The organism is Pseudoalteromonas sp. Scap03, assembly GCF_013393115.1.
Lineage (GTDB): Bacteria > Pseudomonadota > Gammaproteobacteria > Enterobacterales > Alteromonadaceae > Pseudoalteromonas.
The window spans coordinates 2,731,526-2,748,264 of the sequence record NZ_VDEU01000001.1; the positions used below are offsets into that span (position 1 = coordinate 2,731,526).

Below are 16,739 nucleotides of genomic sequence, written 5' to 3' on the forward strand. Positions count from 1 at the left end.
ACAAACACTATATTGAAACCACCTGAAGAGCATCGAATGAGGGAAATTAGTTATGCAAATTACACCGCTATTTACAGCAAAAAAGACCATCACTTTAAGTATCGCCGCTGCACTTGTAGGCTCATGGACGGCTAACGCTGCTGAGCAAGAGACTCAGGCGCAAGAAAACATTGAACAAATTAGTGTAATTGGCTCTCGCCGACTAGGCCGCACAGTTGAAGATAGCCCTGTTCCTATTGATATTATTAGTAATGATGCCTTAAAAAGTTCGGGGCAAACAGAAACCAATGCACTATTAAGTACGTTATTACCAAGTTTTAATTTCCCCCAACCATCAATTACCGATGGCAGCGATCATGTACGCCCCGCTCAACTGCGTGGCTTAGCCCCTGATCACACCCTAGTGCTCGTAAATGGTAAACGTCGCCACAGTAACGCGCTACTTAATTTAAACGGCTCAACGGGTCGAGGCTCGTCATCGGTTGATTTAAACGCCATACCTGCAAACGCGATTGAACGTATTGAAGTATTACGCGACGGCGCCGCAGCTCAATATGGCTCAGACGCTATTGCCGGGGTGATTAATATCGTCCTTAAAAGCAATAGCAGTGGCGGTAGTTTGGGTGCCGTATATGGTGCAAATATTACCGATATGGACGGTGTCGCGCAGTTACAATCGGTTTCTGAGGACGCAAATGGTGACTTAGCTTTTACTGAGGGCAGCGACCGCTCGCTTACCGACGGCCAAACCTTAACTCTGCAAGGTAATATGGGGTTTGAATTAGGCGATAACGGCTTTTTGAGTATTTCTAGTGAATATCGCGATCGCAGCTCTACCAACCGCTCTGATTACGACCAACGCGAAAACTACGCTCGTTTACCTGATGGCTCTCTCGACCCACGCGAATTCACATGGGATCGTTACAACCATAACTTTGGTAACGGCACTGTTGAAGACTTTGCGCTGTTTTACAACGCAGGTTATCAGCTAACTAACGATGCTGAGCTCTACTCGTTTGGCTCTTACAGCAAGCGTGAAGGCGAAGGCGGTGGTTTTTATCGTCGCGCCCAAGACAGCCGTAACGTTACAGAAATATACCCTGATGGCTTTTTGCCGGTGATCACCTCAGACATTGATGACTTTTCATTGGCTTTAGGAGTGAAAGGCTTTGCTAATGAATGGAACTACGATGCTTCTGCTGTATATGGCCAAGATGCCTTTAACTTTGGTGTTATTAATAGTTTAAACACTTCATATGGGCCAAGTAGCCAAACCAGTTTTGATGCCGGCACGCTAACTTACGATCAGCTGACTATTAATCTTGATTTTAGCCGTGAGATTGATGCTGACTTTTTAGCCAGCGGAATTAACGTGGCAGTGGGCGCTGAGTATCGCCGCGAAGGGTATGAAATTCAAGCAGGTGAAGAAGCCTCTTATGCGCGTGGTAATTTTGGCCCAGGTGGTGCCGTGACCGATCCGGTTAATGGCCCATTCGGCTCTGCAGGTTCACAAGTGTTCCCGGGGTTCACACCTGAATCTGCGGGTGATAACAGCCGCCACAATGTTAGCCTTTACGTTGACTTAGAAGCCTTTATTACAGATAACTGGAATGTTGCCGTAGCCGCCCGTTACGAAGACTACTCTGATTTTGGCGACACGCTTAATGGTAAAATTGCCACTCGCTATACACTTACAGAAGACTTAGCACTGCGTGGCTCTGTATCAACTGGGTTTAGAGCACCATCTCTACAACAGCAATACTTTACCTCGGTAGCGACTGTATTTGTGGATGGCGAACCAACACAGACAGGTACCTTTGCGCCAAGCAGCGATGTTGCCGTTGCATTGGGTTCACCGGGTTTAGACGCAGAAGAAGCTACTAACTATGGGGTAGGCTTTACGTGGTCAACCGACTTCAACTTCAGCTTATCGGTGGATTACTACCAAATATTAATTGATGACCGTATTGTGTTATCAAATAACCTATCAGGCGCAGGCGTTGCAAGCTTACTTGAGGGCACAGGCGCTAACCAAGGGCGATTTTTCTTAAACGCGATCGATAGCAAAACCCGTGGCGTTGACGTCGTCGCTTCTTATAATTTAATCACCGACAATTACGGTGATGTAGCGTTTAATTTAGGTTACAACTACGGTAAAAACCAAGTCACCGACATTATTGACCCACCAGCACAATTACAAAGTGTCGGGGTTGAGCAAGATAATTTGTTCTCGGGTAACGAGCTACGTCGTTTTGAAGTGAGCACGCCGCGCAATAAATACAACCTTAGCGCAACATGGACACTTAACGAATGGCGCACCACACTTCGCAGTACTCGTTATGGTGAAACACAAGACCCGTCTGAAAATCCAGAGCGTAACGAAGTGTTAGAACCTAAATGGATCACCGATTTAGATGTTGCCTATGCACTTAATAATAACCTTACTCTGAGCTTAGGCGCTAATAATGTGTTTGATGTATACCCAGATCCAACTCGAGAGCTGGTGAGCGATGTAACCACTTTCTCTCGCTTGTTCTCGTACTCGGGCTTTTCACCATTTGGTTTTAATGGCCGTTATGTATACGGCAAAATTGAAATGAAATTTTAAGCTGTAGCTTAAACCAAAAAGCCACACTAAATAGTGTGGCTTTTTAATAGATTAGGGTCTGTTGATCTTTCAAGGTTAAATTTGCAGCAGTCTGTTTGGTATTTAGGCAAGGCAGAGCCTATGTGGTGTGGTTATTCCCCATAAATAGGCGATAACGCAGCATCAATGCCAAACAGGCGCTGCCCGAAGGGTTCTGCCTAGGGACGATTTACTCTTTGTTGCTCGGTTTTTACTTAGCCCACTAGGTTACAAACCTCGCGCCGCGATTAAACCGCCCCTAGTTTGAACAAATTTTAATCCGCAAAGGTCAACAGACCCTAGAACCCGATTAGATTTTAGTTAACCAACCGTGTTTGTCTTCGCTCTTGCCCCATTGAATATCGTTCAATGCTTGACGTAAGCGTGCCGTTGTTGGCCCTGGTTCACCGTTACCTACTTTGTATTCTTTATCGTTATGGATAAACGTACCTACTGGAGTCAATACTGCCGCAGTGCCTGAAAGTGCTGCCTCAGTACCTGGCTTTGCTGCACGCTCTAAAAGCTCAGTGACTGTAAAATTGCGCTCGCTAACCGTCATACCTAAATCTTTAGCTATGGTTAAAATACTATTACGGGTTACACCGTGTAAAAATGTGCTGTCGAGTGCTTTAGTAATGATTTCATTGCCATCAATTAAAATAAAGTTTGCGGCACCGGTTTCTTGTACATCGCCGCCTGGGCAAAATAAAATTTGGTCGGCTTTATATTTAGTGCGTGCTGCTGAAATTGGCCCTAGTGCGCTGGCATAGTTACCACCGCTTTTAATCATACCCATGTGCGGGGCACAGCGCATACCATCTTCTTCAAGTAAAACACGTAACGCAGTTGCACCACCTGAAAAATAATCACCCACTGGCGATAATAACGTATAAAGCAATGAACTCATTGACGGTGCAGCCGCTTTACCAATGGCAGCTTCTGTACCAATGTGGGTTGGGCGAATATACATAGAACCAGGAGGAAGCGGCGTTTCATCGGCGTATTCACGAACAATATCGATGATCATTGTTTTTAGCATTTCGCCATCAACAGCAGGTAAACTCAGCAATTCAGAACTTTGCTGCATACGCGCAATATTAGCGTCCATTCTAAAAATATTAACCGAGCCATCTTCGTGACGAAAGGCTTTTAAGCCTTCAAAACATGTACTTGAATAATGAAGAACGTGTGCACCTGCATGCAACTCAAGCTTATCGCAAGGAACAATTGAGCTTTCGCCCCACTGATTGTCAGAAAACTTAGCTTGAATCATCTGCGGCATAAACACAGTACCAAATGCTGCCATTTTTATTCTCTCTTGTGTGGTCTATTTTTCTCCATTGTATGACAACCAGCTACTATTTAACCATAGCAAAACGAGCTGTTTTTAAATTAATTAGAAGAATTTTTTGCATGTACTGATGATTATTTAATCAACAAAGCACTTACCAACCTTTTAATGCAATAATCAGCTAACATTTTATAGTTAGCTGATTAATTAATGCGTACATTATGATGGCGGCTATTTTATTAGCCTCTATTTAAACGAATAACGTAATATACGCTTTAATACTGAGGTGTATTGCTGAAAAAATCCGCCAGTATTATAAGCAATCCCCTGCTTTTGTAATGCGGCTTGCACTTTAGGCGCAATTTCTTGATAACGCGACGACGGCATATCAGGAAATAAATGATGCTCTATTTGAAAGCTTAAATGCCCAGTTAAAATATGAAACCAACGCGCCCCTTTAATGTTTGACGAACCCAGCGCTTGGCGATAATACCACTGCCCTTGGCTTTCGTTTTTGCAGTCTTGCTCATAAAAGGTATGGGTTTGCTCGGTAAAATGACCACAAAAAATAATGGTTGAGGTCCATAGGTTACGAATTAAGTTTGCCAAAAAATTACCGCTTAATACCCATAAAAACAGTGGTCCCGCCAAAACTGGAAATAACACATAGTCTTTAATTAGTTGGCGCGCCCCTTTACTAAAAAAGCGCTTTTTTAAAGTGCTATGCGCTACAGCGCCTTTACGGTTTGGTTTCTTTTTACCTATAAAGACTCGCTCGCCTGCGAGCTCATGATACGACACGCCCCACTGAAACAGCACGCTTAAATTTAAATAGGTAATAAACTGCCATGTATTTTTTAGCCGCCATTTAAAGTCATTGCTCAACCTTAATAAGCCATAACCAAAGTCACGATCTTTTCCGATAATGTTAGTGTAAGTATGATGTTCAAAGTTATGAACGCGGTTCCAGCTTTGGCCATCGCAGGCTATATCCCACTCGTAGCTTTTAGAGTTAAGTTGTTTGTCGTTCATCCAATCGTATTGACCATGCATTACGTTGTGGCCAATTTCCATGTTGTCGAGAATTTTAGCCAAACCAAGTAATAAAACACCCGCTACCCACAATAATGGCTGTACAAAACCAAGCATAAATAAAATCCGTCCGCCTATTTCGCAAAACCGCTGCTTACGCACAATAGAACGAATATAGTTTGCATCCTTTTGCCCAACTGTAGCTAATGTCGACATTTTAATTTCATCTAAATCATCGGCTAACTGTTGATAATTTATAGTTGTCATAGCTGTAACTCCAAATCGCTAACGGCTTGGCTCACGCACAGTTGAATTAACTGCTCGCCAGTATCTGATAATTGATTAGTTTTTAAATTACGCACCACTCCCGACTTTTTAATGCACTGGCATTGATGGCAAATACCAATGCCGCAACCACGCTGCACAGGGAGTTTTTTTGCTTCAAACTGGTTTAATAGCACCTCATTACTAGTCACTACATGCGTGTCTTTATTTATTATTACTGAAAAATGATTGTCGTCAGTCAATTTAGGCATGGATAGAGCAAACGATTCTTGGTAATAGGTTAAATTAAGTAGACGAGTAAAATCTGCAACTTCTTGCATAAAGCCAGCAGGACCACAGCAATATATATCAGGATTATCGTCCGTATTTATATGAGTAGTTAAATATGGGCTTCGATCCCGTGTAAGCATTACGTAAGAAAAATGATTATATTGCTGTGTCAGCATTTTTAACTCATTAGTGCATTGATGCTCACCTGCTTTAGCAAAGTAAATTAATTTTATCTGATGCTCAGTATTACTTAGCTGCTGATCAAGCATTGCAAGCATAGGCGTGATTCCCGAACCACCAGCAATAAACGTGCTGGGTTTGTGCCAGCTTTTAAATACAAAGTCGCCACTTGGTAAAGAAATATTACACCATGGCTGCACCGCTAATGCATTTTGCAATTGGCTTGTAAAATGACCTTGCTGATCTGTTTTTACTAATAAACGAAGTAAACCTGTCGCCTTAAATTGTGCGGGGCTGCATGCCAAAGTAAACACTCGAGTAAGCAAACGTCCATTAGCTTCCACCGTTAAGCTAATGTGTTGACCAGCAATATGTATAGGCCACTTTTTACTTGGTTTAAGTGAAATACTTAAAAATTGCCCGCTTAGCGCTTGAACATCAACAACCTTGGCTCGAAAAAGGTCAGCGCGCCACCCAGGTTTAAACACTTGCATTATCGGCTCAATATAAGCTGCAAAGCTTTGATGGTGTAAAAACCATTTTGAAAATTGATCTAATACCGGAGTTAACATGGTTATAAATTCTCTATTTAAATCGACTACCCATTAGTTTCTGCTGGGCTTTATATTTGAGCATACACGTGTAAGCCCAAACTTCAGCGCACAAGTGTACGCTCGAATTTTTAAATTTCAACCCCATTAGAGTAATTATTCAATTTTTCTAGAGCGATATTTAAAGGTTAACAACGCTCAAGTACCCAATGGACAACGATTAAATTGCGTGCACTTGTACTTATCCCAAATACTTAACACCATGATAAATAGCGTGCTAAGGTAGTTAAAATTTAGTTAATTTTGGAAGCCATTATGAACAAAGTAACAACGCGTAAAAAATTTTCTACACTTGCCAAAATCAGTTGTGCATTTGCACTTTCGGGGCTCACCAGCCTCAGTACTTATGCAGTTGATTTTAAAGAATTGGATAAATTAGCGCTTAATGTAAAACCGGTAACTGTTGCCCAAGGAATTTCAATTCCGTGGGCTATTGAGGCTCTGCCAAACGGTGACTTATTAATAACCGAGCGCAGCGGTATCCTTTATTTACTTCGTAATAACTCCACCAGCTTAACTAAAATCACTGGGCTACCAAAAATAGATGCCAACGGCCAAGGCGGGCTTCTTGATTTAGAGCTACACCCTGATTTTGCTAATAATCAATGGCTATATATTACTTATTCAAGCAGTGAAGGCGATGGCGCAGGTAGTAACACCGCACTTATGCGTGCAAAGCTAAGTAACGATCACAGCCAACTACTTGAGTCACAACAATTATACAAAGGTGAGCATAACTCTAAAAAAGGTCAGCATTACGGCAGCCGTATTGTGTTTGATAACCAAAACTATGTGTATTTTTCGATTGGCGACCGCGGCTCGCGAGATATTAATCCACAAGATTTAGGCCGTGATGGCGGTAAAATTTATCGTTTACACGACGATGGTAAAATTCCATCCGACAACCCCTTCGTAAACCAAAAAGGTGCAAAACCAGCGGTTTGGTCTTATGGGCATCGTAACCCACAAGGTATGTGGTTCGATGGTGACAATAGTGTATTTTGGGCACACGAACACGGCCCCCGTGGTGGCGATGAGCTTAATATGATTAAACCTAAAACTAACTACGGCTGGCCCGTGGTGAGTTACGGTATTAACTACAGCGGCACCTCGTTTACCGATTTAACAGAAAAACCGGGCATGCAAGCGCCCATATTACAGTGGACACCGTCTATCGCTCCTTCAGACATGTTGCTAGTAAAAGGTGATAAATACCCTGAACTTAAAGGTAAATTTTTACTCGCTTCAATGAAATACGCCTTTGTTAGCGTATTAGAAATAGTAGATGGCAAGGTCGTTAAACAAAGTAAATTACTTGAAGGTATTGGCCGTATTCGCAGCCTAGCCCAAGGTGATGATGGTACTATTTACCTTGGATTAGATGGCCAGGGCATTGTGCGACTAGGTCCTAAGTAGTCATTTAATACATCTAATTACAGTAACAGCAAACTTTTTGCAGCTTAACTGCGTACTGTTACTGTAATTAGCTAATAAACAACGAGGGTGTTGATGTTTTCATTTTTAAAGCCAGATCCAATCAAAAAATTGCGTAAAGAGTACGATGCAAAATTAGAGCAAGGCATGCAAGCACAAAGAAAAGGCGATATTAAAAGCTATGCGATGTTAACTGACGAGGCTGAAAAAATCTGGAATGAAATAGAAGCACTCGAAGCAAAAAAAGCCAAGTAAACATATAGCCTACCAATTCAAACCAATCCCGCGTTAAAAACGCGGGGTTTTAATACTTACAAACATCCTTTTTTAAATTCACTTAAGCCCAACCAGATAATTCCCCAACTTAACCTCCATCGTAACCAGCTTTTAATTGAGCACAGCTCATTATACTCATAGCATTATTGCCTTCTCTTACTTATGCTCATAACCTACCTAAAAACTCGCATAAACAATTATTTACATTAACGTTAATTAGTGGAATTATTAATCTAGTCCAAAAGAGTTGATGCATTGTTTGAAGTAGCAGAATATCAAAGCGCTGATGATTTTGTGAGTGCGAGGAAAGCATTTTTAGTAAAGTGTGTAATTAAGCCATAAAGCATCAAAAATTTACTGGAAAAAATGCAATATAATGAAAAAATTATAATTAAATCAAGGAATACAGATGTACACAGGTAGTTGTTTATGCGGCTCAATCAACTTTTCAATTAATGGTAAAGTTACTGATATTATTCATTGTCATTGTTCGCTTTGTCGTAAGGCCAGTGGCAGTGCTTTTGCTACTAATGGATTTATTAATGTCAGCGATCTGACATTAACTGACTACAACGGCACACTTACTTTTTACCAAAGTAGTGAAGGTAAACGTAAGTACTTTTGTAAAACCTGCGGTGCTCCAATTTATAGTGCTAACGCTCAATCTCCTCAAAGATATCGCCTTCGATTAGGCGCGTTGACCTGCGATATAACAGAGCGACCCATATCGCATAATTTCATCACCTCAAAAGCTAATTGGGAAGACTTAGATGCTCAGCTTCCTCGTTATGAGGGACATGAGCCAGGGCGAGAGTAAATCCATATAAATTTATCTATTTTTTTGAAGTGGGAGTTTGAATGAATCTGAATCAAGTAACTTTGCCAGTCAAAGATATGAATGAAGCGGTGAGTTTTTATCGCACACTTGGCTTTACCCAAATCGTTGATACACCTCATTATGCACGTTTTAGTTGCCCTGAAGGTGATTCTACATTTTCATTGTCTTTAGAAAGTGAATTTTTTGAAAATCATTCTGTAATTTATTTTGAGAACGATGACCTTGAACAATTGTGCCAGCAGTTAATCAAAAAAGGGATCGTATTCGAACAGCAACCCACAGAGCAAAGATATCTATGGAAGGAAGCGGTTTTAAAAGACCCTTCAGGAAATAAAATTAAGCTCTACAAAGCTGGAGAAAATCGATTAAACCCACCTTGGAAGGTACAAAAACAGCCATAAAGCTGAACACGAACCAGCATTGCGCTAAACAGCTAAATGCTGGCGTTTAAGTACTGTACTTAGTTATTTATATTCCACCTTAGCGGTTAAGCGATTAAATAATCCTGGGAAAAACCGTTTTATAAACGGTGCCCAACCACTTAACCCTTGGCCTATTACAACTTCGTCTTTTTTATTGTAGATTGCGGTGAGCATTTTTGATGCGGCTACATTTACGTTCATACCATTTTCTATTGAAGGCTCAGATTTGTTTTGCGCTTCCCCTTGCTCGTTTAATGAGTTATGGGCAATCGCCGTTTTAATTGAGCCAGGGCAAATAGTTAAACAATGTATATTGTGCTCTGCCACTTCGGCGCGTAAGCAATCCATAAAGCCTACTACAGCGTATTTACTGCCTGAATATCCGGTTCTGAACTTAGATCCTACTTTGCCTGCCACGCTACTAATAGCCACTACTGAACCGCTTTTACGTGCCACCATTGAAGGTAGTACCGCTTTAGTGAGTGCAATTAAGCCAAAGTAATTTACTTCCATAAGTTGCCGGTACACTTTAAAGTCGTTTTCTAAAAATAAGCTACGTTGTGATACACCGCCGTTATTAATTAAAATATCAATGGGGCCTAAGCTATCTATTTGCGCCGATACATCCTGCAGTAGGGTTTCGGGCTTTGATAAATCAAGCGGGATAACGCGGTGCCCCTCGCCTTTTAACTCGCCTTTTACTTGGTTGAGTTTATCGATATTTCGCGCTGATAAAATAACCTTTGCACCTTGCTCTGCAAATTGTTTTGCAAGTTCTTCACCAATACCTGATGATGCGCCGGTGATCCAGACTGTTTTATTATTATAATCCATGGTTTACCTTATATTCTTTGACTGGTTATGCTTTAGTTGGACCCGCTATTTCATTCACTTGCTGTTCTAAGTTTTTGTAAAAGCCCATTAAAAATAGTAGCTCAACAGTGACATACAAAGGGCCAATAATTAAGCCTACTAAATCATCAACAAAAGCGGGCTTTTTACCTTCAAAATAATGACCAATAAACTGTAATATCCAGCCAAACACGAATACCCCAACTCCAATTACCAACCAAGGTATTAATGCCATTGCGGCAATTGGCTGGGCAGCTACCAGTAACAAAGTGAAAATAATTCCCATGATCAAACCAAGCGAAAAGCTCAACATAAAATAGTAAACCACAGAGGCTAATACAAAAATTTGCGCGCCATCAATGCTAAAATTAGCAATAGGAATTTCAATTCGGGCGAGTAAGCATAAAGCGGCAAACACAATGAGTGGAATACCAAAAAAATGGGTTAATACATTTCGTTTAGAGCGATGGTACAAACCATACTGGCCGAGCTGTTGTTCAAGGGTTTTCATGACGGCGTTCCTATTGTTATTTTTATAAGCAAAGTTCACCTTATAAAAAATGACACATAATAACAACTGATAACGATAGTTAATCTGTAAAAATGGTGAGCAGCACCTTATGCGTTATAGCTATAAATTAGGTAAGGTCATCGTTAATAATTAACATGATCAGCACCAGGAGGTTTACATGCTTTAAAAAACACGCGCCGTTGGCCTATTACTCGCTTTAGCTGAGATAATTAATGGCAATATTAGAGTAAGGATTTTACATCGATTTTACGCTCTAAAACGCGCTAAAACACTCAGCTTACTTTTGGGCACTGCGATTATTTATGCCATTACTTGGCTGACCTTGCCATGGGTTAACCCTATTTCGTACTTAGATTGTTTAAATGTGGGTTTTGTTTGGCTAACAATAATGCTTAGTTTAGATATTGTTGTGGGCAGATATTTATTTAAGTATAAGTTGCACAAAATACTTGATGATTTTAACCTTTTTAGAGGTAACTTACTGAGTATGGGCATGCTATTACTTTTTATAAGCCCCTGTTTGGTTTTTTGGTTACAGATGAAAGTTATGGTTTAGAGCACTCCTCTAATAGCGAAGCGTCTCTTCGCCCTCTTTGTGCATAATTGACTAAACCCTATTTGAACACAGTGAAGCGAATGAGGAGTAAATGAGAAGCCATAAAAAGTTATCGTGTAGTACACTCCTCTAAAAGCGCAGCGCCTCTTTGCCCTCTTTGTGCATAATTCACTAAACCCTATTTGAACACAGAGAAGCGAATGAGGAGTAAATGAGAAGCCATAAAAAGTTATCGTGTAGTACACTCCTCTAAAAGCGCAGCGCCTCTTTGCCCTCTTTGTGCATAATTCACTAAACCCTATTTGAACACAGAGAAGCGAATGAGGAGTAAATGAGAAGCCATAAAAAGTTATCGTGTAGTACACTCCTCTAAAAGCGCAGCGCCTCTTTGCCCTCTTTGTGCATAATTCATTAAACCCTATTTGAACACAGAGAAGCGAATGAGGAGTAAATGAGAAGCCATATAAGTTTTGGTTTAATTTACTTCTCTAAAAGCGTAGCGCCTCTTCACCCTCTTTGTGCGTTAATCACTTAAAACCTGCTTAAAGACAGGAGTCAATAACCTTTCAACATGCCGTTATCTAAGCTAATGCGGTTACTAGCTTGCCTTTTTCATGTGTTGGTTGCATTGCCATTCGCTCCGTGCCTTTTTCGAATTCTTGCTCTAACATTTTTTGTAATTCAGCAATCTGCTCTTTTATGGCATCTACATCAACCCCTTCCTCTCCTAGTTCTTCTGCCAAGGCTTCTATTGCTGCTTTTAACTCAGCTATAGTTTCTTTATCGACACCTAAACGTTGATAAATTAATGCCTCTTGGGCATTTTCTAAAAAGCTTTTGTCTTCTGGTTTAGCGATAAAATTAGGGGTTGCTTGGTTTTCAGCGGTACTGGTTGTTGCCGCAGCGGCAGATGTTGGCAGAGCGTCACTCGTTTTTGCCACTTTGTTAACGAGATTATTGTAACTACTATATTGATTTTTAAAGGTTATTGAAGTCATTGGCTCAAATCCATTTTTGCTTTAATCGTTATATTCTTTAGCTGAAATAACTTAAGCAACTTTGATACCAGTTAATATTTGATTGTCTCTAAGGCTTATTTTTATTTCAAATTAAGCCCGCTTAACTCATTTCGCACCCACTTCTCATCTAAATACAGCTCTAAGTGTTGCTCAGCAAACTTTAAAAAGCTGCGTGCAGCGTGTGATATATGTCGGTCTGTACGCACCACAAAATACCAATGGCTAGCTAAAGTGGTGTCGGTAACATTAAGCACTTTAAAACTATTATCACCTTTAGGCAGCACATGCTGAGAAAGCACCGCAATCCCCATACCTGAAGCTACCGCCACTCTAATGGCTTCATTACTGGCCATTTGCACACTGTCACTTAATACCAACCCTCTACTTTGCAGCTCGCTTTCAAATAACATGCGAGTGGCGGAGCCTGTTTCACGCAATAAAAAACGATACGGAACTAAATCAGCCAGTTTAAGTGCGGTTTTATCGGCTAATGGATGATTTAGTGGCACTATAAACACTAAAGGGTTATGTAGAAACCTAGCAGCCTGGGCATGCTCTAAAGATGGCGGGTGACTAAATACATAAATATCGTCTTCTCCGCGTTCAAAGCGTGCTAAAACGGCTGAACGATTACCTATTTCAAGTGGTAGCTCTACATGCGGATGTTCATTACTGTATGGGCCTAACAATTTAGGTAAAATATATTGGGCAGTATTAACCATAGCAATTTTACATCGTCCACGTTCACCCCCTTTTAGCTCCGCTAAGTAATCTTGGTAATCTTCAAAATGACCAAAAACCTGTTGGCAAGTCCTAAATAAGGCCATACCAGCTTCGGTTATTTGCAACTTTTGTTGCTGCATAATTATTAACGGTTCATCTACCGCTTCTTGTAAGCGTTTAATTTGTAAAGAAACCGTAGGCTGAGTCAAATGAAGCCTCCGTGCGGTTTCGCTTATAGAGCCGGTTTTTACTACACTCATAAATACTTCAAGAAGTCGGAAGGAAAGTTGTCTTATATTCATACACACCTCATAGGTTTTTATCTATAGGATGTTAGCATTCATTTTATTATTTACTATATAAAGATTTGCCTATAATAGCGCCGCTTAACAAATTAAATTAGTAATAAAGAGGAGAACAGCGTGCCTGATATTGTAGTAATGTTTTTTATTTTAGGATTAGCAGCGGGTATCCTTCGCTCTGATTTAGCTATCCCCAAAGCGACGTATGACACTCTCAGCTTACTACTCATGCTTACCATAGGTCTAAAAGGTGGCATGGTTCTGCATGGCAATTTAAGTTGGCAATTACTCCCAGAAATGGCCTCGGTTATGTTACTTGGTGGGCTTATTCCACTCACTTTATACCCTATTTTAAAACACGTTGTTAAGCTAAGCGTAGCGAATAGCGCCAGCATTGCTGCCCACTATGGTTCGGTTAGTGCTGGTACATTTGCGGTAGCATTAGCGTATGCCGAATCGGCTAAATTAGAAGTGGGCGCAGAAGTTACCTTGTACCTAGTTATGCTTGAGTTACCAGCAATTATTGTAGGTTTACTGTTGTATCGTAAGCTCGACAAAGCACACAGCGAAAACACCAACTTATCGTTAAAAGCACTGTGGCACGAAACGCTTACCAATAAGAGTGTGATTTTGCTCGTTGGCGGTGTAATTATCGGTATGATGTATGGCACCCAACAGGGTAGCCAAGTTACGAGTTTACTTACCAGTAGCTTTAAAGTAGTGCTGGCGCTATTTTTACTCGAAATGGGCTTGGTTGCTGCACAAACGCTTCGCCCTTTTCCTTGGCAGCAATGGAAACTGGCTTCCTTCGCCATTATTACGCCGTTATTTTTAGGCACCATTGGCGTTATGGTTGGCACCTTGCTAAATTTAGAATTAGGTTCAGTGGTTATTCTGGGGAGCTTAGTGGCGAGTGCTTCTTACATTGCCGCACCTGCTGCTATAAAAGCCGCTATTCCCAAAGCGGACATTGGTCTTGCCATGCTTAGCTCGTTAGGTGTCACCTTTCCATTTAATGTTATTGTTGGGATTGGTTTGTATCATCAACTTGCCGTTGCCATAAGTTAAATATAACGTATTAAAAAAGCCCAAAGTGGGCTTCTTTAATACGTATGAACCACATAATTGGGCACTCTGACGCTTACTTGAGCAACAGTATCAAGCAGTTTTTGTAACACCTTTAAAGACCGCTTTATTTTTTAACTCAAATACTTCGATTTTATGCTCGTTTATAAGTTCATCAACAAAGCAGCTGGGGTTGTTATCATCAGTTATTATGTAGACCTTATGTTTAGCGCGAGTAAGCGCTACATAAAATAAGCGACGCTCTTCACTATGTGCGAAATTATCTTTTGCGGGTAATAATACCTCTAAAATTTGAGGCATTGGCTTAGTGCTCGGGAATCCAAACGCTCCGCCATTCATTGCTAATATAATGACATAATCGGCTTCTTTGCCTTTTGAGCCATGAAACGTATCACACTCAATATGCAATGCTGAAAACTCTTGCTGTAAAGCACTTATATCGGCTTGTGAAGGTAACTGAAATCGAAACCGTGCAAGTAAATACACAGTAACAGGCTTGCCTGAATGACCCTTAATCCCCTGTAGTAAATACTTAATTGCGCCATTATTTAGCTCCGCTATTTTGGTGTTTTTAGCTGAGCCACTTTTCAATGTTTTTAGCACGCTAACGGCGGGCTTAGTTACCTTTGCAACTGAGTGAATGTCTTTAGCTAACTGCGCTGGGTTTTTCATAATAAAACCTGCGGCAACCTCGCCAATTTTATTATTAAAGCGAAAGGTCCTATCTAATAGAGTTTGTGTTGTAAAACCAAAATGTGCGGCAAACTCGGTAGTAAGTCGCATATCTGCACCACTAAAACGGTAAATAGCTTGCCAATCGTCCCCTACTGCAAACAGTGAACTATTAGACTTACTATCGCGCAGTGCTTTTACAAGTGTAGCTCGCAGCGGTGATATATCTTGAAATTCATCTACCATGATATAACGCCAAGGCGATGTAAACTTTTTAGTGTTTACATAATCGAGGGCTTTAATAATCATATCGTCGAAGTCTATTTCGCCCTGCGTGCGTAAATAATGGTTATAGTTGGCTAACAACGGCTTTAATAATTTCCAGGCTTGCTGTATCTGTTTTGAATCGCTCTCAAGTGTTATATTTGCGGTTTTATACACGCTGATTAATTGGCTAAACACAGTCGCTAATTTAGTTAAATGACCGCTAGTTTTTATTTCTTTTAAAAGCGCAATATGATTAGGCTTTGCAGCACTAAATTTAAATTCGCCTTTAACGTCATTAAGAGTGTTATTTATATAATTTACCAGTGCTTTAGCATATTGTGGTTTAGCATTGGCAAGCGATTCAAAACATCCTTCAACCCATTTTATTTTAGCTTTTTCGTTTTCAGCAAGTTTAGATATTTTAGGTCGCTTGCCCTCAACCTCGCTAATAATAGTCAAGCCGACGCTGTGAAACGTGGCCGCTTTAATGGACTCAGTGCCCAGCTTTTGTTTAATTCGTTCATCCATTTCGCAAGCAGCTTGCTTACCATAGGCGAGTAATAAAATATCGTTGTAATTAGCTTGTTCACTGTTAACCAAGTAGCCCGCTCTGGCCACCAACACACTGGTTTTTCCTGTTCCTGCCCCTGCTAGCACTAAGTTATTGTCGTCATCTATTATACAAGCTCGGCGTTGTTGCTCTGTGAGTGGATTTGCTTCAACACAATTAAAAAAATCGTTATAGCGCTCTAATTGAGACTGGGTATATTTATGCTGAAAAAAACGAGTGAGTGCATCACTCCACTGGCTGTATTGTTCAAGCAATTTTATTTGTGTGCTTACTGGTGTTAAAACATCGCTGCTTTTTATCCAAGGTAGCCAACGTTTACATTGCTCATCTACCTGTTTTTTTATATCAGTCACATATGATTGGCGCAAAAACTGAGTGTGAGCAAAGTGGTTTATTTTACTTAACATCTCGTTGAGCACTGCAATATTGCTTTTAACCCATAGCATATCGGTATGCGCTTTAAATGCCCTATTGCTGCCATAGGCTCTCATCCAAATACGATAATGCTTAGAGTCTGTATTAAAGCGCAGTGTTTGCCCAAGCACACCATACTCATAGCTAATGGGCGACGTTAAATCACACCAACTCAATGAGGTTATTTGTGTTTTATTGCTGATCACTAAACCTTGTTGGTTTATATCGACAAAGCGATGCGGGGTAAAGATACGGCCAAATATACTAGGCTGAATTGAATTCATTAACAGCAGAATTCCTTTATAAAAATGAACCAATTAGCCGTATTTTAAGCGAATATGCCGTACAAGGATAATAAAACCAATAAAAAATAACAGTAATGTTATACGGACTTGCAGCGTATAAAAAACACCCAATTAATTTACCCAACTGCTTGGCATAAGTCCCACTATATGACTAACATTTACTCTAGATACAGTA

14 protein-coding genes are annotated in these 16,739 nt (G+C 40.6%); 6 read left to right on the forward strand and 8 right to left on the reverse strand.

All coding sequences use genetic code 11. The features are described from left to right. The first annotated feature begins 52 nt into the window (after nucleotides 1-52). Nucleotides 53-2,608, forward strand: a complete 2,556-nt coding sequence (locus FHG08_RS12485) for a TonB-dependent siderophore receptor (protein ID WP_178956180.1) — start codon at nucleotides 53-55, stop codon at nucleotides 2,606-2,608. A gap of 328 nt (nucleotides 2,609-2,936) precedes the next feature. Here the strand turns inward: FHG08_RS12485 and FHG08_RS12490 are convergent, their stop codons facing one another. From FHG08_RS12490 to FHG08_RS12500, 3 genes are all read right to left on the reverse strand, one after another. Further along, a complete protein-coding gene (locus FHG08_RS12490) occupies nucleotides 2,937-3,938 on the reverse strand; it encodes a branched-chain amino acid aminotransferase (RefSeq protein WP_304644689.1) in 1,002 nt (333 codons plus the stop codon). Between the two features lie 225 nt (nucleotides 3,939-4,163). Further along, nucleotides 4,164-5,216 carry an acyl-CoA desaturase gene (locus FHG08_RS12495; protein ID WP_178956181.1) on the reverse strand — a complete coding sequence of 351 codons (1,053 nt, stop codon included), beginning with the start codon at nucleotides 5,214-5,216 and terminating at the stop codon, nucleotides 4,164-4,166. Next, the gene (locus FHG08_RS12500; RefSeq protein ID WP_178956182.1) at nucleotides 5,213-6,256 is read right to left on the reverse strand and encodes a flavin reductase family protein; all 1,044 of its coding nucleotides are present in this window, start codon (nucleotides 6,254-6,256) and stop codon (nucleotides 5,213-5,215) included. Before FHG08_RS12500 ends, FHG08_RS12495 begins: the two co-directional genes overlap by 4 nt. 294 nt (nucleotides 6,257-6,550) lie before the next feature. Here FHG08_RS12500 and FHG08_RS12505 point away from each other — a divergent pair, with 294 nt between their 5' ends. From FHG08_RS12505 to FHG08_RS12520, 4 genes are all read left to right on the forward strand, one after another. Beyond that, nucleotides 6,551-7,711, forward strand: coding sequence for a PQQ-dependent sugar dehydrogenase (locus tag FHG08_RS12505; protein ID WP_178956183.1), 1,161 nt, complete (start codon nucleotides 6,551-6,553; stop codon nucleotides 7,709-7,711). Nucleotides 7,712-7,804: 93 nt separating this feature from the next. Then, nucleotides 7,805-7,984 (forward strand): DUF6435 family protein, encoded by a 180-nt coding sequence (locus FHG08_RS12510; protein WP_010390276.1) that lies wholly within the window; start codon nucleotides 7,805-7,807, stop codon nucleotides 7,982-7,984. Between the two features lie 430 nt (nucleotides 7,985-8,414). Next, complete coding sequence (locus FHG08_RS12515) at nucleotides 8,415-8,822, forward strand: GFA family protein (protein ID WP_178956184.1); 408 nt, start codon at nucleotides 8,415-8,417, stop codon at nucleotides 8,820-8,822. 41 nt (nucleotides 8,823-8,863) lie between these two features. Continuing rightward, nucleotides 8,864-9,244 (forward strand): VOC family protein, encoded by a 381-nt coding sequence (locus FHG08_RS12520; RefSeq protein ID WP_178956185.1) that lies wholly within the window; start codon nucleotides 8,864-8,866, stop codon nucleotides 9,242-9,244. A 63-nt stretch (nucleotides 9,245-9,307) separates the two neighbouring features. On the opposite strand, the gene FHG08_RS12525 is transcribed toward FHG08_RS12520, so the two are convergent. The 4 genes from FHG08_RS12525 to FHG08_RS12540 all read right to left on the reverse strand — a co-directional run bounded on the left by FHG08_RS12525 (nucleotide 9,308) and on the right by FHG08_RS12540 (nucleotide 13,249). Beyond that, nucleotides 9,308-10,099, reverse strand: a complete 792-nt coding sequence (locus FHG08_RS12525) for an SDR family oxidoreductase (RefSeq protein WP_178956186.1) — start codon at nucleotides 10,097-10,099, stop codon at nucleotides 9,308-9,310. 25 nt (nucleotides 10,100-10,124) lie between these two features. Then, entirely contained in the window at nucleotides 10,125-10,628 is a 504-nt protein-coding gene (locus FHG08_RS12530; protein WP_054201066.1) for a DUF962 domain-containing protein, read from the reverse strand. Between the two features lie 1,158 nt (nucleotides 10,629-11,786). Then, nucleotides 11,787-12,203, reverse strand: a complete 417-nt coding sequence (locus tag FHG08_RS12535) for a hypothetical protein (protein WP_178956187.1) — start codon at nucleotides 12,201-12,203, stop codon at nucleotides 11,787-11,789. A gap of 101 nt (nucleotides 12,204-12,304) precedes the next feature. Next, nucleotides 12,305-13,249 (reverse strand): LysR family transcriptional regulator, encoded by a 945-nt coding sequence (locus tag FHG08_RS12540; protein WP_178956188.1) that lies wholly within the window; start codon nucleotides 13,247-13,249, stop codon nucleotides 12,305-12,307. A 120-nt stretch (nucleotides 13,250-13,369) separates the two neighbouring features. On the opposite strand from FHG08_RS12540, the gene FHG08_RS12545 reads away from it, so the two are divergent. Further along, nucleotides 13,370-14,317, forward strand: a complete 948-nt coding sequence (locus FHG08_RS12545) for a sodium-dependent bicarbonate transport family permease (RefSeq protein ID WP_178956189.1) — start codon at nucleotides 13,370-13,372, stop codon at nucleotides 14,315-14,317. A gap of 90 nt (nucleotides 14,318-14,407) precedes the next feature. Here the strand turns inward: FHG08_RS12545 and helD are convergent, their stop codons facing one another. Beyond that, nucleotides 14,408-16,543 carry a DNA helicase IV gene (gene helD, locus FHG08_RS12550; protein WP_178956190.1) on the reverse strand — a complete coding sequence of 712 codons (2,136 nt, stop codon included), beginning with the start codon at nucleotides 16,541-16,543 and terminating at the stop codon, nucleotides 14,408-14,410. Between the last annotated feature and the right edge of the window lie 196 nt (nucleotides 16,544-16,739).